Source organism: Rhodococcus sp. 852002-51564_SCH6189132-a (assembly GCF_001665495.1).
Classification (GTDB): Bacteria; Actinomycetota; Actinomycetes; order Mycobacteriales; family Mycobacteriaceae; genus Rhodococcus; species Rhodococcus pyridinivorans.
Genome location: NZ_LZMJ01000034.1, coordinates 85,296 through 109,156 on the forward strand (window position 1 = coordinate 85,296; position 23,861 = coordinate 109,156).

Genomic DNA, 23,861 nt, shown 5'->3' on the forward strand with positions numbered 1-23,861 from the left:
GGGTGGATCAATGAACTTTTGGTAGCGGTGACCGGACTTGAACCGGCGACGCAACGATTATGAGTCGTTTGCTCTACCAACTGAGCTACACCGCCTCGGTGCCGAGTGTCGCTACGAAGGCGGCACCTCAATCCAGCGAGCCCCCTGACGGAATCGAACCGTCGACCTTTTCCTTACCATGGAAACGCTCTGCCGACTGAGCTAAGGGGGCGTGGCCTCCGGAGCATCTCTGCTCGCTGCGGCCTCCAAAAGATTACACACACTCGGTCCTGGTGCAAAATCCGCTGGTAGAGGCGCATAAACGCCGCTCCTCTCCGAGCTCTGCCCACCCGCACCCACCCGTGCCCACACATACGCGCGCGGTGGGCCGGCGGGAGGCATCGGGCGCGAGGCGGAACGGCACCGCGTGCCGAGCCGCCCGGAACCTCGGGGAGAGCAGGACCCACACTCCGGAGCCCGCACCGAAGGGCCCCGGAATGCAGAACAGCCCCGGTTCCGAAGAACCGGGGCCGTTCCGGTGGCAGGTGTAGGATTCGAACCTACGTAGGCGTAAGCCGACGGATTTACAGTCCGCTCCCATTGGCCGCTCGGGCAACCTGCCGGGGTGCGATCGGGACCGCGTCCTCGATGCGTTTGGAAGAATACAACGCATACCCCCCCGAAACGCAAACCGAGTGGTCACAGCTCCGCGCGACCCGATAGCGTCGGGTGGACAGAACCCTTACAGACCGACCCCGAAGTGGAGTGAGACGTGGCTGATTCGTCGTTCGATGTGGTGAGCAAGGTCGACCGCCAGGAAGTGGACAACGCGCTGAACCAGGCGGCGAAGGAGATCGCCAACCGCTTCGATTTCCGGAACACCGGGGCGCACATCGAGTGGTCGGGCGACGAGGCCATCACGATCTCGGCCGAGACCGAGGACCGCGCGCTCGCCGCGCTCGAGGTCTTCAAGGAGAAGCTGATCCGCCGCGACCTGTCCCTCAAGTCCTTCGACGCCGGCGAGCCGACGCAGTCCGGCAAGGTCTACAAGATCACCGGCACGCTGGTGCAGGGCATCAGCCAGGAGAATGCCAAGAAGATCTCCAAGCTCATCCGTGACGAGGGCCCGAAGGGCGTCAAGGCGCAGATCCAGGGCGAGGAGCTGCGCGTGAGCAGCAAGAAGCGCGACGACCTGCAGGCCGTCATCTCGCTGCTCAAGAACGCCGACCTCGACATCGCCCTGCAGTTCGTCAACTACCGCTAGTACGTCGACCGCTGCCGACGACGCCCTCTCCTACGACTCCGCCCGCGACCGTCGTCGCGGGCGGAGTCGTCCGGGATGTCGTCTGTGGGGTGCCGTCCGGTCAGCGGATCCCGGCCATGCGCTCGAGCCGTTCGATGCGGTCGGCCATCGGCGGGTGCGTCGAGAACAGCCGGCTCATCTTGTCGCCCGCCCGGAACGGGTTGGCGATCATCAGGTGCGACTGGGCCGCGAGTTTCGGTTCGGGTGGCAGCGGCGCGGCCTGCGTGCCGAGAGCGAGCTTGCGCAGCGCCGACGCGAGGGCCAGCGGGTCGCCGGTGAGCTCGGCACCGGACTGGTCGGCCTGGTACTCGCGCGACCTCGACACAGCGAGTTTGACGACCGACGCCGCGATGGGGCCGAGCAGGGAAACCAGCAGCAGCGCCAGTGGGTTCGCGCCACCCTCCCGGTTGCCGAAGGCCGAGGCGAAGAACGCGAAGTTCGCCAGGCCCGAGATGACGGCAGCCATCGCGCCGGCGACCGACGAGATGAGGATGTCGCGGTTGTAGACGTGGGCGAGTTCGTGGCCGAGCACCGCGCGCAGTTCCCGTTCGTTCAGGATCTCCAGGATGCCCGTCGTGCAGCACACGGCGGCGTTTCGCGGGTTACGACCCGTGGCGAACGCGTTGGGGGCGTTGGTGGGGCTGATGTAGAGCCGCGGCATGGGCTGGTGCGCCGCGGTCGCGAGTTCGCGCACGATCCGGTACATCGCCGGTGCCTGCACCTCGGTGACCGGCTGGGCGTGCATCGCCCGCAGGGCGAGCTTGTCGCTGTTGAAGTACGCGTAGCCGTTCATGCCGACGGCGAGCACGATCGATATCAGCAGGATCGTCGAATTGCCGAACAACGCTCCGACGAACACGATCAGCGCGGACATTCCGATCAACAGACCGGCCGTCTTGAGACGGTTCGAGTATCCGTGCACGTCGCACCCCTTCCGCACCACGATTTCCCACTCATTCGTCCAACGAACGAGCGAACGGCGCGGTTCCCGCCCCGACCGGGGCGGGACGACACGACGGTCCGTCAGCCGACGCGGGCGACGGTGAAGTCCACGAGGCGACGCAGCGCCTCGTTCGCCGACCCCTGCGGCAGGGCATGGAGTTCGGCGTGAGCGCGGGCGGCGTAGGTCGCGAGAGTCGCCTTCGCCGCATCCATCCCCGGCGAGCGGACGAGCAGTTCGAGCGCCTCCGCGACGTGTGCTTCGTCCTCGATGGGACCGACGAGCAGTTCACGCAGACGATCCGCCTCCGGTCCGGTCTCCCGCAGCGCGTAGAGCACCGGCAGGGTGTACACACCCTCGCGGAGATCGGTTCCGGGGGTCTTGCCCGACTCCGTGGTGTCGGACGCGATGTCGATGATGTCGTCGACGATCTGGAATGCGGTGCCGACGGCGTCGCCGAGCCGTTCGAGACGCTCTACATGTTCCGGATCGGCGCCCGAGAACGTACCGCCGAAGCGACCGCTGGCGGCGATCAGCGAACCGGTCTTCTCCCAGATCACCCGCAGGTAATGCTCGACCGGGTCGTCGTTGGTACGCACACCGATGGTTTCGCGCATCTGACCGGTGACCAGCTCGGCGAACGTCTCCGCGATGATCTGCACGGCCGACGGACCCAGCGTCGACACCAACCGCGAGGCGTGCGCGAACAGATAGTCGCCGGCGAGGATCGCGACGCTGTTGCCCCAGCGCACGTTGGCGCTCGGGGCGCCGCGACGCATCGTCGCCTCGTCCATCACGTCGTCGTGATAGAGCGTCGCGAGGTGCACGAGCTCAACGACGGTCGCCGCCGTCACCACGGCGGGATCGGTGGGCTTCGGCCCGAGCTGCGCGGTGAGGATAGTGAACAGCGGCCGGAACCGCTTGCCACCCGCCTTAGCAAGGTGCAGTGCGGCCTCCGTCAGGAAGTCCTCACCGTCGGACAGTTCCTCGACCAGGAGTTTCTCGACGCTCGCGAGGCCGTCCCCGACTGTCGCGGCGAGGACCGGATCGCCGAGTTCCACACCGGCCACGACGGTGCTCGGCGCCGCATCGGCCGAACCAGCGGTCCGAGCCGCCCCCTCAGTGCTCACGATGACGTACCCATCCTGTTCTGTCGCCTCGACTTCACCGTAGTGAACCTAGCCGTTCGTTCCCCGATCCACCTCGTCGAGGCGGCCGATCGCGGCCTGAGAAGATGGAGCGGTGGTGGCCGAACACTCCGCGCGAGATCCGCGGCAATCCCAGTCCTGCGTTCCCGACAGTACCGATGTTCTCGTCGTCGGTGCCGGTCCAGCCGGTTCCGCCGCCGCCGCGTGGGCTGCCCGCGCCGGTCGCGAGGTGTTGCTCGTCGATGCCGCGACCTTCCCTCGCGACAAGACCTGCGGTGACGGACTGACCCCGCGTGCCGTCGCCGAACTCGACGAACTCGGCCTCGGCGACTGGCTGCGCACCCGCACCGTCAACCGCGGTCTGCGTCTCGAGGGCTTCGGTGGCCGCTTCGAACTCCCCTGGCCCGACTCGTCGTTCCCGGTCGTGGGCAGCGCCGTGCCGCGCACCGAACTCGACGCCCGGATCCGGCAGGTCGCGCTCGACTCGGGTGCCCGCGCCGTGGACGGAACGAAGGCCGTCGACGTCGAACGCGACGGCGACCGGGTCTCGGCCGTGATCTTCCGCACCGCCGACGGACCGCGGACCGTCCGCTGCCGCACGGTGATCGTCGCCGACGGGGTGCGTTCTCCCCTCGGCAAGGTGCTCGGTCGTCGCTGGCACCGCGACACCACCTACGGCGTGGCCGCGCGGGCCTACGCCACCTCCCCGCGCAGCGACGATCCGTGGATCACCTCGCACCTCGAACTGCGCGACGACGCGGGGGCCCTCCAGCCGGGCTACGGCTGGGTGTTCCCGCTCGGCACCGGCGAGGTGAACCTGGGAGTGGGGACCCTCGCGACCGCCTCGCGACCGGCGAGCGGATCGCTGCGGCCTCTCATCGACCTCTACGCGCGGCAGCGTCGCACGGAATGGGAACTCGGTGAGGTGACGCGTGTGGCGTCGGCGCTGCTGCCCATGGGCGGAGCCGTGTCGGGGGTCGCGGGCAGGAACTGGGCGCTGATCGGCGACGCCGCGGCGTGCGTCAATCCGCTCAACGGCGAGGGCATCGACTACGGACTCGAAGGCGGTCGGTTGCTCGCCGGGCTGCTCGACTCCGACGACCTCACCGACCTGTGGCCGGCGACGCTGCGCTCCCACTACGGCCGGGCGTTCTCCACCGCGCGTCGCCTTGCGAGCCTGCTCACGATCCCGAAGTTCCTGCCGGCGACCGGCCCGATCGCGATGCGGTCGCGGACGATGATGTCGGTCGCGGTGCGGGTGATGGGCAATCTCGTCACCGACGAGGACGCCGACTTCGTGGCCCGGGTGTGGCGGACGAGCGGTCATTTCTCGATGCGCTGGGACCGTCAGCCCCTCTTCGCCTGAGAGCCGATACAGCGCCGCGCGGTTACTTGCGTACCGCGCGGTGCCGATGCGCCCGGCCACTTGCGTACCGCGCGGTGCCGATGCGCCCGGCCACTTGCGTACCGCGCGGTGCCGATGCGCCCGGCTACTTGCGTACCGCGCGGTGCAGGGCGGTTATGCCCCCCGTGAGATTGCGCCACTTCACGTCGCTCCAGCCCGCGGCCTCGATGCGCCGGGCGAGCTGCTCTTGATCGGGCCAGGCCCGGATCGATTCGGCGAGGTAGACGTAGGCGTCGGGATTGCTGCTGACCGCCCGCGCGACCCGCGGCAGCGTCCGCATCAGGTACTCCATGTAGACGGTGCGTAGCGGTTCCCGCACGGGTGTGGAGAACTCGCACACCACGAGGCGTCCACCCGGCTTGACCACCCGGGCGATCTCGCGCAGTCCCTCGTCCGGGTCGGCGACGTTGCGCAGGCCGAAGGAGATGGTCGCGGCGTCGAAGACCGCGTCGGCGAACGGCAGTTTCATCGCGTCGCCTGCGACCATCGGGACGTTGCGGAACTCACCGGCGTGCAGCATGCCCTTGGAGAAGTCGGTGGCGACGACCCACGCGCCGGACCGTCCGAGTTCGACGGTGGAGACCCCGGTGCCGGCGGCCAGGTCGAGCACCCGCTCGCCGGGCTTCAGGTCGAGAGCCGCACGGGTCGCGCGACGCCACCCGCGGTCCTGTCCGAACGACAGGACGGTGTTGGTCAGGTCGTAGCGTGCAGCGACCCCGTCGAACATGGACGCGACCTCACGCGGGTCCTTGTCGAGCGACGCGCGTGATCCGTGAGTTGTTGCCACGGCCGAAACGTTACCCGCTCCCCTAGTGGACGCCGGCGCTCATGCGGCGCGGCGGAGCGCGTGCGCAGGAAGGCCCTGCACCCGCCGGTAATGGGCGAACAACTCGTCGCACAGCACGGGCCAGGTGCGGCCGAGCACTCCACTGCGTGCCGCACCACCGAACTCGTCCCGGACCCCAGGAGCGAGCAGCGCATCGACGGCTCGGGGCAGCAATTCGACGAAGCGGTCCACCGGCAAGCGGTAACCGTTGCGGCAGTGGGCGACGAGGTCGCGTGGTCCGCCCGCGTCCGGCACGATCGCCGGGACCCCGCTCGCCAGGGCTTCCTGCACGGCCTGGCAGAAGGTCTCGTGTTCGCCGGGATGGACGAAGACGTCGAGGCTCGCGTGGGCGCGGGCCAGTTCCTCGCCCCCCAGCTGCCCGGTGAACACGGCCGACGGCAGCTGACGTTCGAGCCGCGACCGTTCGGGACCGTCGCCGACGACGACGAGCTGCAGCCGCGGGTCGTGGGCGAGGATCGCGAGCCGCTCGACGTGCTTCTCGGGCGCGAGGCGTCCCACGAAACCGACGATCGGACGGCCGTCCGGCGACCAGCAGGCGCGCAGGTCCTCGTCCCGCCGGGACGGCGCGAAGCGGTCGGTGTCGACGCCCCGCGACCAGCGCCGCACGCGCGGGATGCCGTGGGCCACGAGGTCGTCCACGGCGGAGGTCGAGGGAGCGAGGGTGAGATCGCAGCCGCGGTGCAGGCGCCGAGTCCACCGCCAGGACGCACGCGCGGCGAGGCCGAGCCCGTAGCTGGAGGCGAATCCGGCCACGTCCGTCTGATAGATCGCGACCGTCGGAATGTCGAGACGTCCCGCGGCGGCGAGACCGCCGGCACCGAGCACGAACGGGGACGCGAGGTGCACCACATCCGGCGCGAAAGTGCGCAGCACCGGAAGGAGTTCCGGGCCGGGCACGCCCACCGGGAGGGAGCTGATCCTCGGTACGCGCACCGCCGGTACGCGGTGGACGGGTGTCCCGTGATGGTCGGACGGAGCGGGTGGCCTGCCTGCGACCGTGTCGGGTGCGACGACCAACGCGTCGTGTCCGGTGCGGTCGAGGTGCTCGAGGACGCGGAGCACCGAGTTGGTGACGCCGTTGACGTTCGGGAGGAAGGATTCCGCGACGATGGCTACTCGCACGCCGACAGCGTGGCGAGCCTGCGAGTCGAGCAGGTGCGAGTTCGGTGACCGATGAACGAAGTCGCGACGAACGTTTCGTTCGTCACACCTGCAGCTGTCGATCCTTCACGTCGGGAGCGACAGCGGGTGCGGCGGTCGCCCTCCGCCGCAGCCAGATCAGCACCGGCGTGGCGATCAACCATGTGACGACGATCACCGATCCGGTCGGGATCAGGGCGACGCGGGCGTCGCGACCGGTCACACGAACGAGATCGGGATCACTCCGGGCGTACTCGACGGCGATCCGCTGCCCGGTGGTCAGCCCCGTCGGGTACAGAACGCCGAGCTCCGGATTGTGCGTCACACCGTCAGGAGTGACGAAACTCACGGCGGACCGCACGGAGCCGGCCGAGAGCACCTCCGCGACGGCCGTGCCCGTGTCGGAGCGGATGGTGAGGTCGTTGCGGAGGGCGCCGAGGAACAGGATCACCGCAAGGGCGGAAATCGCCGCCGCGACCATGAGAACCACGCGTCGCGCGCGCTCGGGTCCGCTCACAGCTGCGCCCGCACCGCCGCGTGCAATTCGCGCAGCCCGGCCCGATCGGTGGTGACCTCGACCACACGGATGCCCGCGGGCGGCGCCGTGTCGTTCGAGAGGGCGAGCGCGAGTCCCTGCAGATCCACCAGCTCGTGCGGAACGCGGTAGGCCGCACACAGTGCCGCGAGGTCCATACCGTGCGGGGTGCCGAAGACACGCTCGAAAACACCCGCGTACTGCGGGTCGCCCTGTTCGAGCAATTCGAAGATTCCGCCGCCGTCGTCGTTCGCGACGACGATGGTGAGGTTCTGCGGCCGCGGCTCCGACGGCCCGATGAGCAGGCCCGACGCGTCGTGCAGGAAGGTCAGGTCGCCGAGCAGCGCGACGGTCCGTCCCTGCTCGTAGGCGAGTGCGGCACCGACGGCGGTGGAGACCGTACCGTCGATCCCGGCGACACCCCGGTTGGACAGCACCTTCACGTCGGGTTTCGGGTAGCTCACGAGCGCCGCGTCGCGCACCGGGTTCGACGCCCCGAGCAGCAGTTGGTCGCAGGGCTTCAGCGAGTCCGTCACGACCGCCGCGACGTGCAGTCCGGTGGCCTTCGGATGCCCGTCGAGCTGGGCGCGCACGGCCTTGTCGGTGTGTGCCGACAGCTGGCGGCATCGTTCGAGCCACGCCTCGTCGGGTGTTCCCGACACCACGGCGCGGGTGCCTGTCGCGATGACGTTGCCCGACACGTCGGGCCAGCGCGGGCCGGTGGTCAGCGCGTACACGGTGACGGCGGGGTCGGCGAGCAGGTTCGACACCGGCCGGTGCAGCGTGGGCCGTCCGGTGATGATCGCCTGGCGCGGCTTCAGGTGCGGCAGCGCCATCGGATGCACCGGGATGCCGTGCAACGGTGCGGTGGGTTCGGCGACGGTCGGCAGCCCGGACAATTCGGGGCGGTGGGCGGAACCGTGACCGGAGACGACGATCGTGTCGGGGGTCAGGTCGATCTCGAGCGGGACGTCGAGGGTGGCGTTCACCGTGGTGGTCCAGGCATTGCCGTCGGGGCGGCCCTCGGGCACCGGGACCTTCGCGTCGAGCTCGGGCACGAGCGGTTCGCGCAGCGGGATGTCGAAGTGGACCGGGCCGGCGTTGCCCGATCGGGTTCCGCGGGCGGCGGCGAGAACCCGGGAGACAGCCGAACGCCACTGGCTGTTCTGCTCGATGCCTTCGGCGAGGCCGAGACTGATGGTGGCGCGCACCTGGCTGCCGAACAACCCGAGCTGTTCGACGGTCTGGTTCGCACCGGATCCGAGCAGTTCGTAGGGGCGATTGGCGCTGAGCACGACCAGCGGGACGCGGGCGTAGTTCGCCTCGAGCACGGCGGGCGCGAGGTTGGCCACGGCGGTACCGGAGGTCATGACGACCGGGACGGGACGCCCCGATGCGAGGGCCAGGCCGATCGCGAGGAATCCGGCGGTGCGCTCGTCGATACGCATGTGCAGGCGCAGACGTCCTGCGCTGTCGGCGGCCTGGAGCGCGAAGGCGAGCGGCGCGTTGCGCGAGCCCGGGCACAGCACGACGTCCCGAACACCGCCCCGGGCGAGTTCGTCGACGACAGCAGTGGCCTGGGCAGTGGACGGATTCACGGAGTCCAGGGTAATTGCGCCGGAAGTGTGGCCGGGTACAGGTGCGGTCAGAATGGAGGCCGTGCGCACAGTCTTCGATCCCGCCGAGTCGAGTCCCGGCCGCTTCTACCGCCTTCTCACCGCGACAATCGTGCCGAGACCGATCGCGTGGGTGTCCACCGAGGCCGAGGACGGTGTGTTCAATCTCGCTCCGTACAGCTTCTTCACGGTGGCGAGTACGGCCCCGCCGGTCGTGCAGTTCACCTCCGTGGGCCGGAAGGACAGTCTGCGGAACATCGAGCAGACGGGCGAGTTCGTGATCAATATCGCGACCGTGCCGTTGATGGAGAAGGTCAACGCCTCGTCGGCGGCGTTCCCGCACCACATCGACGAGTTCACCGAGGTGGGGTTGCACGCCGAGCCGAGCGAGCGGGTGCGGCCCCCGCGGGTCGCGGAGGCACCCGCCTCGATCGAGTGCCGGTTGCACCGTGTGATCGAGATCGGCGACTCGTTCGTCGTGATGGGCGACGTCCTCGCCGTGACGGTCGATCCGGAGGTGCTGGCGGAGGACGGTGCCCCCGACTTCGCCGCGCTCGGCGCGGTGAGCCGGTTGGGGCGGACCGAATGGGGACTGACGCCCGCGGTGCGGAGACTGCAGCGGCCCGGCACTCCCGGGTGACGACACAGGTTAGGCTCCGCTGAACGATCGTCGGGATGCTGCACGTCGTCAGTGGTGGCATCCGAGCAACCTCGGAGGGCCGTATGGCGAAGAGCACCGGAACCGCACGGCGCAATCCCTATCTCAAGCCCGAGTCGCGGCGGATGGTGCGCGCGCAGGTACTCGCCGCCCAACGCATCAGCCCGACCTTCGTGCGCATCACCGTGGGCGGCGACGACGTCGACTCGATCGCACCGATGGGCTTCGACCACTGGTTCCGCATGTTCTTCCCCACCCCGGATCAGCAGGAACTGACCCTTCCCGGCGCGACCGACGACCGTTGGTGGCCCGAATACCAGGAACTGCCCGAGGAGCGGCGTCCGGTGTTGCGGAACTACACGTTCCGCCGTGTGCGACCTGCGGGCACCGGGCTGTTCGGTCCGACTTCAGAGATCGAGATCGATTTCGCGTCGCACGGCGATCTGGGTCCGGCTTCGGCGTGGGCGGAGCGGGCACAGCCCGGCGACGAGATCGGCATCCTCGACGAGGGCATCAGCAACCTGCCCCTCGACGAAGCACGGTCGTGGCTGCTCGTCGGCGACGAGAGCGCGGTGCCCGCCGTGGTCGGCATCCTCGACTCGATTCTTGCCCTCGACCCGCTCGCGGCCGTGGAGGTCTTCGTCGAGGTTCCGCACCCGGACGATCTCAGCGCCCAGAATCTGCCGACGGGCGAGAACGTGCGGGTGCATCCGGTGATCAGGACGGATGGCGAGGCGGTTCCGGGCAGTCTCGTCGTCGACGCGGTGCGGGAGTCGACGCCCTCGTCGGATTCGGCCCACGCGTTCGTCGCGGGCGAGTCGTCGCTCGCGACCGGCGTGCGCCGCCATCTCGTGCGCGAGTGCGGCTGGGACCGTGCGGCGGTGACCTTCATCGGCTACTGGAAGTACGGGGAGCCCGTCTACTGACGGACCCCTCGAACGACCCCCTCGAACGACGAACGTCGCGGTACCGACCGGCGAACCGGTTCGGGACCGCGACGTCCGGATGTCGCTGGTGTCGGCTCAGCCGGCGTGCTTCTGGATGAGATCACCCAGGCGCGGCAGGGCCTCGACGACGTGCTTCTTGGCCGAGGGGCGCAGCGAGTCGTAGACCTTCTTGACGCCGGACTTCGACGTGCCGGCGATGCGCTCGTCGGTCACGCCGAGGAGAGCGTCGGCGACGACCTCGCCGCGGGCGACCAGGAAGTCCGCGAACGAACCGTTGCCTGCGTACTCCACCCAGAACGGCTGGAGCTTCTCGACGAATTCGGGCAGCAGACCTTCGACGGCACCCGGCACGATGCCCGGGCCGACCTTCTTCACTGCTGCGTAGCCACCCTTGAGGGCGAGACCGGACGCACCCTTCTTGTCCGACACCTCAGCATCGATCAGGGCTTCGACGTCTGCCTTGACCGCCGGGAACTTGTCGGCGCCGAGGAGGGCATCGCCCAGAGCTGCAACCACTTTCACTGCCTCCGTAGATGTGACACTTGTGACCGTTGGGACGCGGGGAACGATATACGACGATTCCGTGCCGTCACAGTCCGCGTCCGGCGAGGTCGTCACAGTCCGCGTCCGGCGAGCACCGTACGGCACCGACGCACCCGCTCGCACCACCACTCGACTCGATCGGGATCGGCCCGCAGCGCGTCGAGCCGCTCGGGTTCGGGCTCGACCGCGACGACATCGAGCGCTCCGTCGGACATGTGCAGAGCCGGCGCGACGTCGGCTTCGAAGAAACCACCCGTGCCCAGCCCGCAGGCGTACGGGAGGTCGGGCAGGGCGGCTGCCGCCGCGAGACCGGTGGCGATCCCCACCGCGGAGTCGAGGGCGCTCGAGACGACCACCTCGACGCCGTGCCCGGCGAGTTCGTCGGCGAGCGCGACGAGGCGTCGGACCCCACCGAGCGGCGAGACCTTCACGACGGCGACGTCCGCTCCCCCGGCCCGCACGACCCGCAGGGGATCCTCGGCGCGGCGGATGCTCTCGTCCGCCGCGATGCGCACCCCGGGCAGTCGCCGGCGCACCTCGACGAGTTCGGGGACGGTCGCGCACGGCTGCTCGGCGTATTCGAGCGGACCGTCGGCGGTGAACGCCGTGAGGGCGCGGACGGCCTCGTCCACGCTCCAGCCGCCGTTCGCGTCGATCCGGACGTGGGGCACGTGTTCGCGCACGGCCCGGACGCGAGCGACATCCTGCGCGAGATCCTGGCCCGTTTCGGCGACCTTCACCTTCGCGGTGCGCGCGCCGGGGAACCGGGTGAGCACCTCGGGGACGCGCTCCGGGCCGATGGCGGGCACGGTCGCGTTGACCGCGATCCGGGAGCGGCGCGGAGCCGGATGGCCATGCCAGGCGGCTTCGATCGCCGACTGCAACCAGTGCGCCGCCTCGTCGTCGCCGTATTCGGGGAACGGTCCGAACTCGCCCCACCCGGCGGGTCCGCGCAGCAGCAGCACCTCGCGTTCGGTGATGCCGCGGAACCGGACGCGCATGGGCAGCGAGACGACGACTGCCCCGTCGAGCAACTCGTCCGCGGACGGGAGGGGCAGCGCGGACGGGAGGGGCAGGGAGGTCACGGCTGGCCCGGCAGCAACTGGACCATCAGCGCCTCGCAGTCGGCGAGGAGGTTGCCGTCGACATCGCGCAGTTCGGCCTTGCAGAAGGCCTTGCGACCGTCCACGCGGTCCACCCAGCCGTCGACGACGAGTTCGGTCTCGATCGGAGTGATCCTGCGGTAGTCGACGTGGAGATAGGCGGTGCGGGCGATCGGGCGGCCGTTGGCGTGGATGACCATGCCGAACAGGTCGTCGAACAGCAGTGGCAGCGTGCCGCCGTGCGCGGCCCCGTTGCCTCCGAGGTGGTAGCGGCGGAAGACGCCGCGCTCACGGACACCGTCCGGTCCGTACTTCTCGATCGTCCACGGCAGCAGCAGCGCGCTGCCGCGTCCGGGCAGGTCGACGTTGAATCCGGCGGGCGAGCGGCCCTCGGGCACGGCGTGCTCGGCGAGCAGGCCGACGAGTGCCTCGGTCTGCTCGATCGCGCGGTCGACGACCTCGTCCGGCGGGTTCGTGGAGACCATCAGATCCTGCAGACGCCGGAAGGTCTCGACGAGGCGACCGTAGTTCGGCCCCGCCTTCACCGGTTCGTAGACCGGGAATCCGCCGTGGTGTTCGTAGTCGTCGCGGGGATCGGTCTGCTCGGTCATGGTTGTGCACGTTATCGGGCGGCAGCGCACGTCGCCGAGATGTCCGGCCCTTTATGGTGACGAGGTGACCTTCGATCCAGAATTGTGGCGCCCGGTACCCGGGTTCGAGAACCTCACCGACATCACCTATCACCGACACGTCACGCAGGGCACGGTCCGCGTCGCGTTCGATCGCCCCGAGGTGCGCAACGCCTTCCGTCCGCACACCGTCGACGAGCTCTACCGCGTGCTCGATCATGCGCGGACCACCTCCGACGTGGGCGTCGTGCTGCTCACGGGCAACGGCCCGAGCCCGAAGGACGGCGGGTGGGCGTTCTGCTCCGGCGGCGACCAGCGGATCCGTGGCCGTAGCGGCTACCAGTACGCGAGCGGCGAGACCGCCGACACCGTCGACAAGGCCCGCGCGGGCCGGTTGCACATCCTCGAGGTCCAGCGGCTGATCCGGTTCATGCCGAAGGTCGTCATCGCTGTGGTCAACGGCTGGGCCGCCGGTGGCGGTCACAGCCTGCACGTCACGTGCGACCTGACGCTCGCCTCCCGTGAGCACGCCCGCTTCAAGCAGACCGATGCCGACGTGGGCAGCTTCGACGGGGGCTACGGCAGCGCCTACCTCGCCAAGATGGTCGGCCAGAAGTTCGCGCGGGAGATCTTCTTCCTCGGCGACACCTATACGGCCGAGGAGATGCACCACATGGGTGCGGTGAACAAGGTCGTCGACCACGACGAGCTCGAGAACGTCGCGCTGGAGTGGGCGCAGAAGATCAACGGCAAGTCGCCGCAGGCGCAGCGCATGCTCAAGTACGCCTTCAACCTGCAGGACGACGGCCTCGTCGGTCAGCAGTTGTTCGCGGGCGAGGCCACGCGTCTGGCCTACATGACCGACGAAGCGATCGAGGGTCGCGACGCTTTTCTCGAGAAGCGCGAGCCCGACTGGTCGCCCTACCCGCACTACTACTGATCCTGACGCGACGAACCGGACTTCGCCCCTGCTACAGCAGGTGCAAAGCCCGGTTCGCCGCGCAGGGAGGGGTCGTCCGACGGAAGGTCAGACGCAGTCGCGGCAGTAGGCCTGCTCGCCGGCGCCCGTCGCGCGACGGCTGTGGTGCTGGACGAGGAAGCAGCCCATGCAGGTGAACTCGTCCGACTGCTTCGGCAGGACCTGCACCGAGAGCTCCTCCGCCGACAGTGCCGAGAGGTCGGCGCCGGGCAGGTCGAGGGTCTCGAGGATCTCGCCCTCGTCGGTGTCGGCGGCCGCGGTGGGCTTGATGTCCAGCTCGTCCAGGGCAGTGCCACCGCCGCCCAGGATGTCGGTGGTGCGGGGAGCGTCGTAGTCGGTCGCCATGGCAGTTCTCCTCACTCGTTGTCGGCGGTGCCGCGCAGCCGCGGTAACGGCTGTGTCGGATCCGCTGTGGCAGGCCGGCGCTGTCATGGGCACCGTTGCCGTCAGTAATGTCCCATCGAAAGCTTCGTCAAACACATATGTTCAGTTACGTTCGAACCGTGTGCTCTCGGGCACACTGTGGGACATGACCGATCGCCAGAGTCCGCGAACCGCCCACACCCGCCCGGAAAGCGTCTCCGACGCCACTGTGAAAGCGACCGGCAAACTGTCCGAGGCCCTCGAGACCGTCGAGCAGGCGCGAGGCCATCTCTATGCCTTCCACCAGCTGATGGGCCGCGCCGATCTGCTCACCGGCGACGCCGAGGAGTTGTTCCGCGAGGCCGGGCACGACGAGATCGCCGAGCGGCTCGGCACCGAGATCATCGGACGCAACATCGCCGAGGGTCGCTGGACCTTCCAGCTCGTCGAGGAGTTCGACGACGGCTACTGGTCGGACTTCCGCACGTTCGAGAAGCAGGTGCGCGACGAACTCGTGGAGGGCCGGCGCCATCTGTTCGAGGCCGAGATGAAGGAATCGCGGCGCACGCACGGCCGCCGCCATCACGAGGCCTGCCCGGCCGAGGAGCAGTGACCGTGGAGATCCTCAGCAGCCGCACCATCCTCCGTCCGCGCGACCCCGAGGCCGCCCTCGAGTTCTACGGTTCGACGCTGGGACTGGCGATCGCCCGCGAGTATCCCGGCGGAACCGTCTTCTTCGCGGGGCAGTCGCTGATCGAGATCGCCGCGCACGGCCGATCCGACGACAGCGACGAAATGTTCCACGGCGCCCTGTGGCTCCAGGTGCGCGACGTCTACGACGCCGAGGCCGAACTGGCGCTGAAGGGCGTGCGCATCGTCCGGGGTGCGAAGCAGGAGCCGTGGGGACTGCGCGAGCTGTGGATCGCGGATCCCGAGGGGATCCCGATCGTCCTGGTGCAGATCCCCGAGGACCATCCCTTGCGGCGCGACCGCCGTTGACGAACGGAGGTACCCGGGCACGGCCGGAGGCAGTCGCGCGGCGCCGGTGATCTTGCACACAAGCCGTGCGGTCTGCTCTGCACTCCGCTCATGGTCGGAGTCCGAAAGAACCGGTCGGATGTGACGGCGAGACGCAGAATTCACATCCCCGTCGCTGTACATTCACCTGCCCGCTACCCCACAATCGACAGACGTGACCGCAGAGTTCGTCGTGCTCCTGGTGGTGGTCGTCACTGCCCTCGCTTTCGATTTCACCAACGGCTTCCACGACACCGGCAATGCCATGGCGACATCCATCGCCACCGGCGCCCTCAAACCCAAGACCGCGGTCACTTTGTCCGCGACTCTCAACCTCGTCGGCGCCTTCCTGTCCGTGGAAGTCGCCGCGACCGTCGCGAAGGGTGTCGTCGACCTCGACACCGTCGGCGGTACCGATCTGTTGCTCATCGTCTTCGCCGGTCTGGTCGGAGCGATCCTCTGGAACATCTCGACCTGGCTGTTCGGTCTGCCGTCCAGTTCGTCGCACGCCCTGTTCGGCGGTCTCGTCGGCGCTGCACTGGCGTCGATCGGTGTCCAGGGCGTCGTGTGGGACGGAGTCCTGGGCAAGGTCCTGCTTCCCGCCGTGCTCGCGCCCGTCATCGCGGCGCTGGTGTCCACGGTGGGCATCTGGTCGATGCACCGCCTGACCCGACCGGTCGCCACCGAGCACCGCGACCGCGGCTTCCGGCTGGGACAGATCGGCACGGCGTCCCTGATGTCCCTCGCGCACGGCACCAACGACGCGCAGAAGACGATGGGCGTGATCTTCCTGGCCCTCGTCGCCCACGGCACCATCACCGCCGACACCGAGATGCCGTTCTGGGTGAAGGTCGCCTGTGCCGTCGCGATCGCACTCGGCACCTATCTCGGTGGCTGGCGCATCATCCGCACGCTGGGCAAGGGCCTCGTCGAGATCGCCCCGCCGCAGGGCCTGGCCGCCGAGTCGTCGTCGGCCGCCATCATCCTCACCTCGAGCCATTTCGGTCTGCCGCTGTCGACCACGCACGTCGCCACGGGGTCGATCCTCGGAACGGGTCTGGGCACCAAGGGCGCCGAGGTGCGCTGGTCGGTGGCGCGACGGATGGTCGTCGCGTGGGTCATCACCCTGCCGTGCGCCGCGGTCGTCGGAGCGATCTGCTGGGCGCTCGCCCACCTCATCGGCGGCATGTCCGGCGTGCTCGTCGTGTTCGCAATCCTGTGCGCCCTGGCCCTGTTCATGTGGGTGCGCTCGCGCCGGCAGCCCGTCGACGCCTCCAATGTCACCGCCGACTGGGACGACAAGCTCGCCTCGGCGCCGGGTGCCTCCGAAACGGTCAGCAGGGAAGGACGCTTGTGAACCTGTTGACGCACACCCTCGATTCCCTCTGGCAGGTCGTTCTCGTGGGCCTGCTGCTCGGCGCCGGCCTGCCCTCCTTGTTCGCCCTGGGGGTCCGCGCGCTCGACACCGGTCGGGGCAGCGACGGCATACCGACTCCCGTGGCGCGGGCCGCTGCGGTGTTGTGCTTCGCCGTGGTCGCCTGCGCGATCCTGGCGGGAATCCTCCTGCTGGCGTCCGATTTCCTCGCCGGAACGTTCGGCATCGACATCTTCTGATCGGAGTGACGGGTGGCTCTCCCGCCGTTTCTCGCTTCCATCGTCGAGTGGCTCCGCGCCGGTTACCCCGAAGGGGTACCGGAACAGGACTACGTACCCCTGTTCGCACTGCTCGCGCGGCGCCTGTCCGACGAGGAGGTCGCCCAGGTCGCCGACACCTTGGTCGAGGACGGTGACCTCTCGATCAACCGCATCGACATCGCGGTCCTGATCAGCAAGATCACCAACAACATGCCGTCGCCCGACGATGTGGACCGGGTCCGCCGCCAGCTCGAGGCAGGCGGATGGGACACGACACAATACGATCTGTGACCACACTCGAGCTCCTGCCCGTCCCTGCCGGGTCCGCCGTCCGCTCCGTGCTGCCCACCCTGCAGCGCATGCTCGACGGTGACGGACCGGCTCTGCTCCCCGTCCCCGCCGGGGACGAGCGGGAGACGCTCCGACTCACCGCCGCACTGAGCCCCGGTGAACCCGTCGCGGACGGCGTGGGACTGGTGGTCGCGACCTCCGGCACGACCGGGACCCCGAAGGGTGCCATGTTGTCCGCGCAGGCGCTGCGCGCGAGCGGCGACGCCACCCACGCCCGACTGGGCGGGACGGGCTCGTGGCTCCTGGCCCTGCCCGCCCATCACATCGCGGGCATGCAGGTGCTGCTGCGCAGCCTGCTCTCCGGAACCGAACCCGTCGTCGTCGACGTGTCCGCCGGTTTCGATCCTGCGGATCTGCCGGCGGCGGTGGACGCCGTGCCGGGCCCCCGCCGGTACAGCTCGATGGTTCCCACGCAGCTGATCAAGGCCCTCGACCATCCCGACGCCACCGCGGCGCTTGCCCGCCTCGACGCGATCCTGCTCGGTGGGGCCGCGACTCCCGTGCCAATCCTCGACCGCGCCCGCGCGGCCGGCATCACCGTCGTGCGCACTTACGGCATGAGCGAGACCTGCGGCGGCTGCGTCTACGACGGCGTGCCGCTCGACGGCGTGTACGTGCGCGTCGACGGGGACTCGCGGGTGTGGCTCGGCGGCGCCACGCTCGCCTCGGGCTACCGGAACCTGCCCGACCATCCTGCCTTCGCCGAACCCGGCTGGTTCCGCACCGACGACGCGGGCATGCTCGACGACGGGGTCCTGCGCATCCTGGGACGGCTCGACGAGGCCATCTCGACCGGTGGGCTCACCGTGGTCCCCCAGGTGGTCGAGGCCGTGCTCGTCGAGCACCCGGCCGTCCGGGAGGTCGCGGTGGTGGGTCTGCCCGACGCCCGGCTCGGTCAGCGCGTCGCGGCGGTCGTCGTGCCCGTCCCCGGCGCGACGCCGACGCTCGCCGAACTCCGCGACCACGTCGAGGCCACGCTCGATCCCACTGCTGCGCCGCGTGAGCTGCAGGTCGTCGACACGCTGCCGCTGCGTGGACCGGGCAAGGTCGATCGCCGCGCCCTCGTCTCGCGCTTCTCCTGACGGGGTGCGCACGACGCGGCAGGCAGGCCCGGGTGCGAAGATCGATCCATGGCAACGGCTGGTCAATGGCTCGAAGGCGCTCGTCCGCGCACCCTCCCCAACGCGATCGCACCCGTCCTGGCGGGCACGGGCGCTGCGGCGTGGCTCGGTGAGGCCGTGTGGTGGAAGGCGCTGCTGGCACTGGTCGTCGCGCTCGGACTGATCATCGGCGTGAACTTCGCCAACGACTACTCCGACGGCATCCGCGGCACCGACGACGAGCGGGTCGGCCCGATGCGGCTCGTGGGTTCGGGGGCGGCGAGCCCCGGCGCTGTCAAGCGCGCGGCGTTCGTGTGCTTCGGCATCGCGGCCGTCGCGGGACTCGCTCTCGCCGTCACGACCGCCTGGTGGCTCGTGCTCGTCGGCGCGGTCTGCATCGCCGGGGCCTGGTACTACACCGGCGGAAAGAACCCGTACGGCTACAGCGGCTTCGGTGAGATCGGCGTCTTCGTGTTCTTCGGGCTGGTCGCGGTGCTCGGCACCCAGTTCGTTCAGGCCGGTCGCGTCGACTGGGTGGGTCTGGCCTGCGCGGTCGCCGTCGGCTCGATCTCGACGGCCGTCCTGGTGACGAACAATCTCCGCGACATCGCCACCGACGCGGAGACCGGCAAGCGGACCCTGGCGGTCAAGCTGGGCGACCCGAGGACCCGCACGCTCCACCTGGTGCTGGTCGTCGTGCCGTTCGTGATGTCGCTCGTGCTGGTCGCGGCGACGCCGTGGGCGCTCGCCGGCTTCCTCGCCGCACCGTTCGCGGTCCGCGCGCACAAACCGGTGCGGGCCGGTGCCCTCGGTCTCGCGCTGATCCCGGCGCTCAGCGATTCGGGTGTCGCGATGCTCGTGTGGGCGGTAGCCACCGCGCCCGCGCTGGCCTTCGGCTGACCATGACGCGGGCGCGGCGGACCGGGTCGCGGGCGGACGGGATCAGTCGCGGTCCGGGACGACCAGGCCGAGGACGAAGTTGACGATCGCGATGATCACGCCGCCCCACAGCGCCGCCCAGAAACCGTCGATCGTGAGGCCGTATTCGGTGAATCCGCTCAGCCACGCGGTGAGCATGAGCATCAGCGCGTTGACGACGAGCAGGAAGAGCCCGAGGGTGAGGATCACCAGCGGCAGCGACAGCAGCTTCACCAGCGGCTTCACGAGTGCGTTGACGACGGTGAAAATGGCGGCCAGCACGACGAGCGAGATGACCTTGCGGGTCGTGTCGGAGGTGCCTGCGGGATCGGTGAAGTCGATCCCGTCGACCAGCTCGACCGCGAGCCACAGACCGACCGCGTTGATGATCAACCGCAGTATCAGAGAAATCATGGTGCCACTGTGGCACACCGAACTCGGTCTCGTAACGGGCAAATCGGGCCCATCCGGGATCGCCCCTCCCCCTCAGGGGCCTCTCAGCGACGGACGGTAGCGTCGGCCGGCGTGCGTTCACGTCTTCTCCCCCTGCTTCTCGCTGTAGCCGGTCTGCTCCTCGTGGGCACGGGTTCGGTCTTCGCCTGGCTCGACCGCCTCCAGACGACGGTCGCGACCGTCTCGGAAGAGCCGAGTCCCTCTGCGGACGGCGTCGACGAGGCGCGGAGCAATCTGCAGCGGGCCGGACTGCCGCTGTCGGTGCTCGACGGCGGGGTCGGTCAGCTGACGGAGGGCAGCACCCAGCTCGACGACGGTGCCCACCAGCTCTCCGACGGTCTCCGGCAGGCCCGTGACGGCGGGGAGCAGCTCGCCGACGGTCTCGGACAACTCGACGGCGGTGTCGACATGCTCGGCGACGGTGCCCGCCAGGTGAGCGGTGGCGTCGACGAGGTGGTCGACCGGCTCTCCGGTTTCGGGGAGATGCAGGGCGACGTCACCGCGCAACTCGCAGCTGTCGCCGACACGCTCGGTGCGTCTGCAGATCCGGTCTCGCAGGGCGCGGCCGGCCGACTGCGCGGGCTCGTCGAGACCCTCGACACGCAGGGCCTCGGACCGGACACCCTCGCCCAGCTCGGGCAGTTGCGCGACGGCGCACGGCAGCTCGCCTACGAACTCACCGATCCGAACGCGCAGTTCGTTGCGGGCATGGCGCAGGCCGCCGACGGCTCGCGACAGCTCCGCGACGGCCTCGTTCTCCTCGACGACGGTGGCCGAGCCCTGACGGACGGCACCGGACAGCTGGTCGACGGTGTGGGGCCGGTGGCCGACGTCGTCGGTGGCATCGCCGACAACGTCCGGTCGGCCACCGAAGCGCTGCCGCGCACCGCGCCGGCCGCTACGGACACGCAGGCTGCGGAGGTCACGGCGACCTCGGATCGTCAGTGGTGGCCGTTCGCGACGATCGCGGTCGGCACGCTGCTGCTCGTCGCGGCGACGGTCGTCCCGCTCGTCGCCGGGCGTCCGCTCGCCGTCGCCCCCGCGCAGCCGACCCGGTAACCACCCGAAGGCTCGACGACCTCAGGCAGCGGCGTCGAGGTGGCCGCTCAGGCGCTGACGGAGCTGCGCGCGCGGCACGTGCGCTTCCACGAGGGCGCCGGTCGCCGGATCGTCGCTGCGCAGCAGTCCGAGCAGGAGGTGTTCGGGACGGATGACCCGTTCGCGGCGTGCGATGGCCTCCCGCAGCGCGAGTTCGAGCGACTTCTTCGCCGCCCGGTCGAACGGGATGTGACCGAGCCGGTTCGCGACGCCCCGCCGATCGGCGTTCTTCCCGTCGAGCACCCCCTTGCCGAAGGCCGCTTCGAGACGGCTCCGGACCTCGTCGAGATCGATCCCGATCGCTTCGAGCGCCGCGGCGTCCTCGTCACCGAGCGGGGCGTCGGCGGTGCGGGCGGCCCGGTCGGAGCGGAGCCCGTCGACCGTGAGACCTTCCTCCGCGAGCAGGACCCGCAGCGGTTCGTCCGCAGCGACAGCGGCCCCGATGAGCAGGTGCGACGCCTCGATCCGGGGATCGCACACCCGGATCGCCTCCTGTTGCGCTGCGACAACGGCGGATCTGGCACCGTCGGCGAATCGTTCGAACATGTCGATCACCTGCGCTTCCGATTGTGCTTCTGATGGACCGCCTGGCGGCTGACACCGAGCTCGTCGGCGATGGCCTGCCAGGACCAACCTCGCTCACGGGCATTCGTGACCTGGACCTCCTCGAGCCGTTCCAGCAGCCGGCGCAGGGCACGCACGGCGCGCAGGCCCACTGCGGGATCGGAGCTCGCGGCGGCAGCGGCGAGGGTGGTGGCTTCACTCATGTTGTCAATATAGGTTGACACCGAGGGCACGTCAACGACGATTGACAGAAACGGAATCTGCGCAGGTGGTGAAGGCTCTACCGGCACCAGCCGCCGGTGGTCGCGAACTTCTCCAGCACCGCGAGCGGCCCTGCGAGGTCCATCCCCTCGGCAGCGACCCACTCGTCGGAGAAATAAGTGTCGGCGTAGCGCTCGCCGCCATCGCACAGCAACGTCACGACGCTGCCCTCACGGCCCTCCGCGAGCATCTCGGCGATCAGGCCGAAGGCTCCCCAGAGGTTCGTGCCGGTCGAGCCGCCCACCCGACGTCCGAGCACGGTGCTCGCGTGCCGCATGGCGGCGATGGACGCCGCGTCGGGCACCCGCACCATCCGGTCGACGACCTCGGGCACGAAGGACGGCTCGACGCGCGGACGTCCGATCCCCTCGATACGCGAGGGCATGCCGGTCGTGTAGTCGGCCGATCCCGTCTCGAACCCGCCGAAGAACGCCGAGTTCTCCGGGTCGACGACCGCCAGCCGTGTCCGGTGACGGCGATAGCGGATGTAGCGGCCGAGGGTCGCGCTCGTGCCGCCGGTTCCGGCGCCGACGACGATCCACTCCGGCACGGGATGACGCTCGAGACGCATCTGCGAGTAGATGCTCTCGGCGATGTTGTTGTTGCCCCGCCAGTCGGTGACCCGCTCGGCGTTCGTGAACTGGTCCATGAAGCAGCCCCCGAACTCGTCGGCGAGCCGCTGAGCCTCGGTGTAGATCTCGGGCGGGCGGTCGATATAGTGGCACCGGCCGCCCTGCGCCTCGATGAGCGCGACCTTCGCCGGTGAGGTGCGGCGCGGTACGACGGCGACGAAGTCGAGGCCGAGGAGTCGCGCGAAGTACGCCTCACTGACCGCGGTGGACCCGGACGACGCCTCGATGATCGGGGTCCCTTCACGGATCCAGCCGTTGCACAGGGCGTAGAGGAACAACGAGCGCGCGAGACGGTGCTTGAGGCTGCCCGTGATGTGCGTCGACTCGTCCTTCAAGTACAGGTCGATGCCCCAGTCCGCGGGGAGGGGGTAGCGGAGCAGGTGGGTGTCGGCGCTGCGCTGGGCGTCGGCCTCGATGAGCCGGACCGCGTTGTCGACCCAGTCCCGGGGTGCGCTGCGGTCGACGACCGCACCGGTCGCCGTCACCGCCCGTTCTCGCCGCGCATGCGCTTCTCGAGGTCCGCGCGTTCGGTGCGCCGACGCTCATCGACCGCGGCGATGCCCACGTTGACGCGGCGCCGAAGCGACGCGAAGAGCACGAGCGAGACGGGCAGGGCGATGAGCACGGCGAACAGGGCCGCGACGAGGAGGGGGATTTCCACCCCGAATGCCCGCGGAACGTAGAGAATGAGCAGAGTGAGCACGACCACGAGGGCGAGTCGGGCCACCGAGTACAACGCGACGTCCCGGATCAGAGACCCGGCCCCCGCCTGACCGTCGGCGGCCGTGGCGCCCTCACCGTGAGGGTGTGGAGTGCGCTGGGAGGGGGTATCCGAGGGTTCGTTCCGGCGTTCGTCGTTCACCACTCCAGGTTAACCGGCCGCCCGGACGACGAGCTCCGCGTCGATTTCCGTAAGTCGGACATCCGTCCGTTTTGTCTATTACTTCCGCTTTACCAACCGTAGACCGTTCGAGCAACCAGGGGTATCGGTGCCACCATGGGCTTGGACATCCCGATCGAACAACTCGATCGCGTCGAACAACACGATCACGACAACCGGGAGGACATTCGCAATGAGCGCACCCACTTTCAACGGCGCGAAGGAATCCCTGCTGACCCCGGGCCAGGTGGCGGCACTGTTCCATGTGGATCCCAAGACCGTCACCCGGTGGGCCCACGCCGGCCGATTGGGCTCGCTGCGGACCCCCGGTGGCCATCGCCGCTTCCGTGAGTCCGAGGTCCTGGCGCTTCTCCGCTCCCTCACGACCGAAGCGACACGCTGATCCGAGACAGCAGAATCCGCACCTCCGGCGTACACCTGCCGGATCCCGGCCGACCACCCGCGGAACCCACGTGCCGGACCGGGTTCCTCCCACCTAGAATGTGGACGAACCGGTCTGCGGTCGCCGCGGCCCGGAGGTGCACGGCGAGGGCACGTCCTCGTCCGGCACCACCACGGTCAGGAGGTGCAACGTGCTCTATCTGTTGGCACTCATCGGTGCGGTGACACTCGCCGTCCTGCTGTGGAAGGCGTACGGTCCCACATCTCGTCCGCCGTCCCGCGTGATGGGGCCTGACGACGATCCCGACTTCCTGTGGAAGGTCGATCGCGAGGTGCACCGCCGCCGGAGTGGCGACGGCACCGGCGAGTCCGATCAGGAGCGGGGCGACTGACCGTTCGCGTTACGCCGAGCGGT

Annotated in this window: 30 protein-coding genes and 3 tRNA genes; 15 read left to right on the top strand and 18 right to left on the bottom strand. The window is 69.4% G+C overall.

Annotated elements, in window-relative coordinates; translation table 11 throughout:
• Window positions 1-19: 19 nt before the first annotated feature.
• The 3 genes from A5767_RS06885 to A5767_RS06895 all read right to left on the bottom strand — a co-directional run bounded on the left by A5767_RS06885 (window position 20) and on the right by A5767_RS06895 (window position 601).
• Window positions 20-95 (bottom strand) — tRNA-Met (locus A5767_RS06885).
• Between the two features lie 43 nt (window positions 96-138).
• Window positions 139-211 (bottom strand) — tRNA-Thr (locus A5767_RS06890).
• A gap of 307 nt (window positions 212-518) precedes the next feature.
• Window positions 519-601: transfer RNA gene (locus tag A5767_RS06895), tRNA-Tyr, on the bottom strand.
• Window positions 602-751: 150 nt separating this feature from the next.
• Between A5767_RS06895 and A5767_RS06900 the strand changes: the two genes are divergently transcribed.
• Window positions 752-1,243 carry a YajQ family cyclic di-GMP-binding protein gene (locus A5767_RS06900; protein ID WP_006552295.1) on the top strand — a complete coding sequence of 164 codons (492 nt, stop codon included), beginning with the start codon at window positions 752-754 and terminating at the stop codon, window positions 1,241-1,243.
• Window positions 1,244-1,343: 100 nt separating this feature from the next.
• Here A5767_RS06900 and htpX read toward each other — a convergent pair whose 3' ends face one another.
• Window positions 1,344-2,204, bottom strand: a complete 861-nt coding sequence (gene htpX / locus A5767_RS06905; RefSeq protein WP_024101689.1) for a zinc metalloprotease HtpX — start codon at window positions 2,202-2,204, stop codon at window positions 1,344-1,346.
• Between the two features lie 101 nt (window positions 2,205-2,305).
• Complete coding sequence (locus tag A5767_RS06910) at window positions 2,306-3,352, bottom strand: polyprenyl synthetase family protein (RefSeq protein WP_064851978.1); 1,047 nt, start codon at window positions 3,350-3,352, stop codon at window positions 2,306-2,308.
• Between the two features lie 112 nt (window positions 3,353-3,464).
• Between A5767_RS06910 and A5767_RS06915 the strand changes: the two genes are divergently transcribed.
• Window positions 3,465-4,736, top strand: a complete 1,272-nt coding sequence (locus A5767_RS06915; protein WP_064851979.1) for a geranylgeranyl reductase family protein — start codon at window positions 3,465-3,467, stop codon at window positions 4,734-4,736.
• A 124-nt stretch (window positions 4,737-4,860) separates the two neighbouring features.
• Here the strand turns inward: A5767_RS06915 and A5767_RS06920 are convergent, their stop codons facing one another.
• The 4 genes from A5767_RS06920 to menD form a co-directional block, all read right to left on the bottom strand.
• Window positions 4,861-5,562 carry a demethylmenaquinone methyltransferase gene (locus tag A5767_RS06920; RefSeq protein ID WP_071935515.1) on the bottom strand — a complete coding sequence of 234 codons (702 nt, stop codon included), beginning with the start codon at window positions 5,560-5,562 and terminating at the stop codon, window positions 4,861-4,863.
• A 39-nt stretch (window positions 5,563-5,601) separates the two neighbouring features.
• On the bottom strand, window positions 5,602-6,744 hold the full coding sequence (locus A5767_RS06925) for a glycosyltransferase family 4 protein (protein WP_024101692.1): 1,143 nt from the start codon (window positions 6,742-6,744) through the stop codon (window positions 5,602-5,604).
• Between the two features lie 82 nt (window positions 6,745-6,826).
• The gene (locus A5767_RS06930) at window positions 6,827-7,279 is read right to left on the bottom strand and encodes a DUF3592 domain-containing protein (RefSeq protein ID WP_064851980.1); all 453 of its coding nucleotides are present in this window, start codon (window positions 7,277-7,279) and stop codon (window positions 6,827-6,829) included.
• Entirely contained in the window at window positions 7,276-8,895 is a 1,620-nt protein-coding gene (gene menD / locus A5767_RS06935; RefSeq protein WP_064851992.1) for a 2-succinyl-5-enolpyruvyl-6-hydroxy-3-cyclohexene-1-carboxylic-acid synthase, read from the bottom strand. Before menD ends, A5767_RS06930 begins: the two co-directional genes overlap by 4 nt.
• A gap of 52 nt (window positions 8,896-8,947) precedes the next feature.
• Between menD and A5767_RS06940 the strand changes: the two genes are divergently transcribed.
• Entirely contained in the window at window positions 8,948-9,553 is a 606-nt protein-coding gene (locus tag A5767_RS06940; RefSeq protein ID WP_039585385.1) for a flavin reductase family protein, read from the top strand.
• Window positions 9,554-9,636: 83 nt separating this feature from the next.
• A complete protein-coding gene (locus tag A5767_RS06945) occupies window positions 9,637-10,497 on the top strand; it encodes a siderophore-interacting protein (RefSeq protein ID WP_039958135.1) in 861 nt (286 codons plus the stop codon).
• A 96-nt stretch (window positions 10,498-10,593) separates the two neighbouring features.
• On the opposite strand, the gene A5767_RS06950 is transcribed toward A5767_RS06945, so the two are convergent.
• From A5767_RS06950 to A5767_RS06960, 3 genes are all read right to left on the bottom strand, one after another.
• Window positions 10,594-11,034: a DUF6918 family protein gene (locus A5767_RS06950; protein ID WP_006552306.1), complete on the bottom strand. Its 441-nt coding sequence runs from the start codon at window positions 11,032-11,034 to the stop codon at window positions 10,594-10,596.
• A 98-nt stretch (window positions 11,035-11,132) separates the two neighbouring features.
• Complete coding sequence (locus A5767_RS06955) at window positions 11,133-12,137, bottom strand: o-succinylbenzoate synthase (protein WP_082937623.1); 1,005 nt, start codon at window positions 12,135-12,137, stop codon at window positions 11,133-11,135.
• A 5-nt stretch (window positions 12,138-12,142) separates the two neighbouring features.
• Window positions 12,143-12,775: a PaaI family thioesterase gene (locus tag A5767_RS06960; protein ID WP_006552307.1), complete on the bottom strand. Its 633-nt coding sequence runs from the start codon at window positions 12,773-12,775 to the stop codon at window positions 12,143-12,145.
• A 64-nt stretch (window positions 12,776-12,839) separates the two neighbouring features.
• Here A5767_RS06960 and A5767_RS06965 point away from each other — a divergent pair, with 64 nt between their 5' ends.
• On the top strand, window positions 12,840-13,733 hold the full coding sequence (locus A5767_RS06965) for a 1,4-dihydroxy-2-naphthoyl-CoA synthase (protein ID WP_006552308.1): 894 nt from the start codon (window positions 12,840-12,842) through the stop codon (window positions 13,731-13,733).
• Between the two features lie 87 nt (window positions 13,734-13,820).
• Here A5767_RS06965 and A5767_RS06970 read toward each other — a convergent pair whose 3' ends face one another.
• The gene (locus tag A5767_RS06970; RefSeq protein ID WP_006552309.1) at window positions 13,821-14,117 is read right to left on the bottom strand and encodes a DUF4193 domain-containing protein; all 297 of its coding nucleotides are present in this window, start codon (window positions 14,115-14,117) and stop codon (window positions 13,821-13,823) included.
• 184 nt (window positions 14,118-14,301) lie between these two features.
• On the opposite strand from A5767_RS06970, the gene A5767_RS06975 reads away from it, so the two are divergent.
• The 7 genes from A5767_RS06975 (at window position 14,302) to A5767_RS07005 (ending at window position 19,138) form a co-directional block, all read left to right on the top strand.
• Window positions 14,302-14,748, top strand: coding sequence for a hypothetical protein (locus A5767_RS06975; protein ID WP_024101700.1), 447 nt, complete (start codon window positions 14,302-14,304; stop codon window positions 14,746-14,748).
• 2 nt (window positions 14,749-14,750) lie between these two features.
• On the top strand, window positions 14,751-15,134 hold the full coding sequence (locus tag A5767_RS06980) for a VOC family protein (RefSeq protein ID WP_064851994.1): 384 nt from the start codon (window positions 14,751-14,753) through the stop codon (window positions 15,132-15,134).
• 193 nt (window positions 15,135-15,327) lie between these two features.
• Entirely contained in the window at window positions 15,328-16,509 is a 1,182-nt protein-coding gene (locus tag A5767_RS06985) for an inorganic phosphate transporter (RefSeq protein ID WP_064851981.1), read from the top strand.
• Window positions 16,506-16,766, top strand: a complete 261-nt coding sequence (locus tag A5767_RS06990; RefSeq protein WP_064851982.1) for a hypothetical protein — start codon at window positions 16,506-16,508, stop codon at window positions 16,764-16,766. The genes A5767_RS06985 and A5767_RS06990 overlap by 4 nt, the downstream gene beginning before the upstream one ends.
• A gap of 12 nt (window positions 16,767-16,778) precedes the next feature.
• Window positions 16,779-17,078, top strand: a complete 300-nt coding sequence (locus A5767_RS06995) for a DUF3349 domain-containing protein (RefSeq protein WP_006552314.1) — start codon at window positions 16,779-16,781, stop codon at window positions 17,076-17,078.
• Window positions 17,051-18,220: an o-succinylbenzoate--CoA ligase gene (gene menE / locus A5767_RS07000; RefSeq protein WP_371683078.1), complete on the top strand. Its 1,170-nt coding sequence runs from the start codon at window positions 17,051-17,053 to the stop codon at window positions 18,218-18,220. The genes A5767_RS06995 and menE overlap by 28 nt, the downstream gene beginning before the upstream one ends.
• Before the next feature lie 48 nt (window positions 18,221-18,268).
• Window positions 18,269-19,138 (top strand): 1,4-dihydroxy-2-naphthoate polyprenyltransferase, encoded by an 870-nt coding sequence (locus A5767_RS07005; protein WP_006552316.1) that lies wholly within the window; start codon window positions 18,269-18,271, stop codon window positions 19,136-19,138.
• 42 nt (window positions 19,139-19,180) lie between these two features.
• Here the strand turns inward: A5767_RS07005 and A5767_RS07010 are convergent, their stop codons facing one another.
• Complete coding sequence (locus tag A5767_RS07010) at window positions 19,181-19,570, bottom strand: phage holin family protein (RefSeq protein WP_033096110.1); 390 nt, start codon at window positions 19,568-19,570, stop codon at window positions 19,181-19,183.
• A gap of 111 nt (window positions 19,571-19,681) precedes the next feature.
• On the opposite strand from A5767_RS07010, the gene A5767_RS07015 reads away from it, so the two are divergent.
• The gene (locus tag A5767_RS07015; protein ID WP_064851983.1) at window positions 19,682-20,668 is read left to right on the top strand and encodes a hypothetical protein; all 987 of its coding nucleotides are present in this window, start codon (window positions 19,682-19,684) and stop codon (window positions 20,666-20,668) included.
• A 21-nt stretch (window positions 20,669-20,689) separates the two neighbouring features.
• Here A5767_RS07015 and A5767_RS07020 read toward each other — a convergent pair whose 3' ends face one another.
• The 4 genes from A5767_RS07020 to A5767_RS07035 all read right to left on the bottom strand — a co-directional run bounded on the left by A5767_RS07020 (window position 20,690) and on the right by A5767_RS07035 (window position 23,029).
• Window positions 20,690-21,253, bottom strand: a complete 564-nt coding sequence (locus tag A5767_RS07020; RefSeq protein WP_064851995.1) for a Clp protease N-terminal domain-containing protein — start codon at window positions 21,251-21,253, stop codon at window positions 20,690-20,692.
• A gap of 5 nt (window positions 21,254-21,258) precedes the next feature.
• Window positions 21,259-21,474, bottom strand: coding sequence for an HTH domain-containing protein (locus A5767_RS07025; RefSeq protein WP_006552320.1), 216 nt, complete (start codon window positions 21,472-21,474; stop codon window positions 21,259-21,261).
• Between the two features lie 77 nt (window positions 21,475-21,551).
• Window positions 21,552-22,649: a PLP-dependent cysteine synthase family protein gene (locus A5767_RS07030; protein ID WP_064851984.1), complete on the bottom strand. Its 1,098-nt coding sequence runs from the start codon at window positions 22,647-22,649 to the stop codon at window positions 21,552-21,554.
• On the bottom strand, window positions 22,646-23,029 hold the full coding sequence (locus tag A5767_RS07035) for a DUF4229 domain-containing protein (RefSeq protein WP_006552322.1): 384 nt from the start codon (window positions 23,027-23,029) through the stop codon (window positions 22,646-22,648). Before A5767_RS07035 ends, A5767_RS07030 begins: the two co-directional genes overlap by 4 nt.
• Window positions 23,030-23,237: 208 nt before the next feature.
• On the opposite strand from A5767_RS07035, the gene A5767_RS07040 reads away from it, so the two are divergent.
• Both A5767_RS07040 and A5767_RS07045 read left to right on the top strand, forming a co-directional pair.
• Window positions 23,238-23,447, top strand: coding sequence for a BldC family transcriptional regulator (locus A5767_RS07040; protein WP_006552323.1), 210 nt, complete (start codon window positions 23,238-23,240; stop codon window positions 23,445-23,447).
• A gap of 190 nt (window positions 23,448-23,637) precedes the next feature.
• Window positions 23,638-23,838 (top strand): hypothetical protein, encoded by a 201-nt coding sequence (locus A5767_RS07045; RefSeq protein ID WP_024101710.1) that lies wholly within the window; start codon window positions 23,638-23,640, stop codon window positions 23,836-23,838.
• Window positions 23,839-23,861 lie beyond the last annotated feature (23 nt).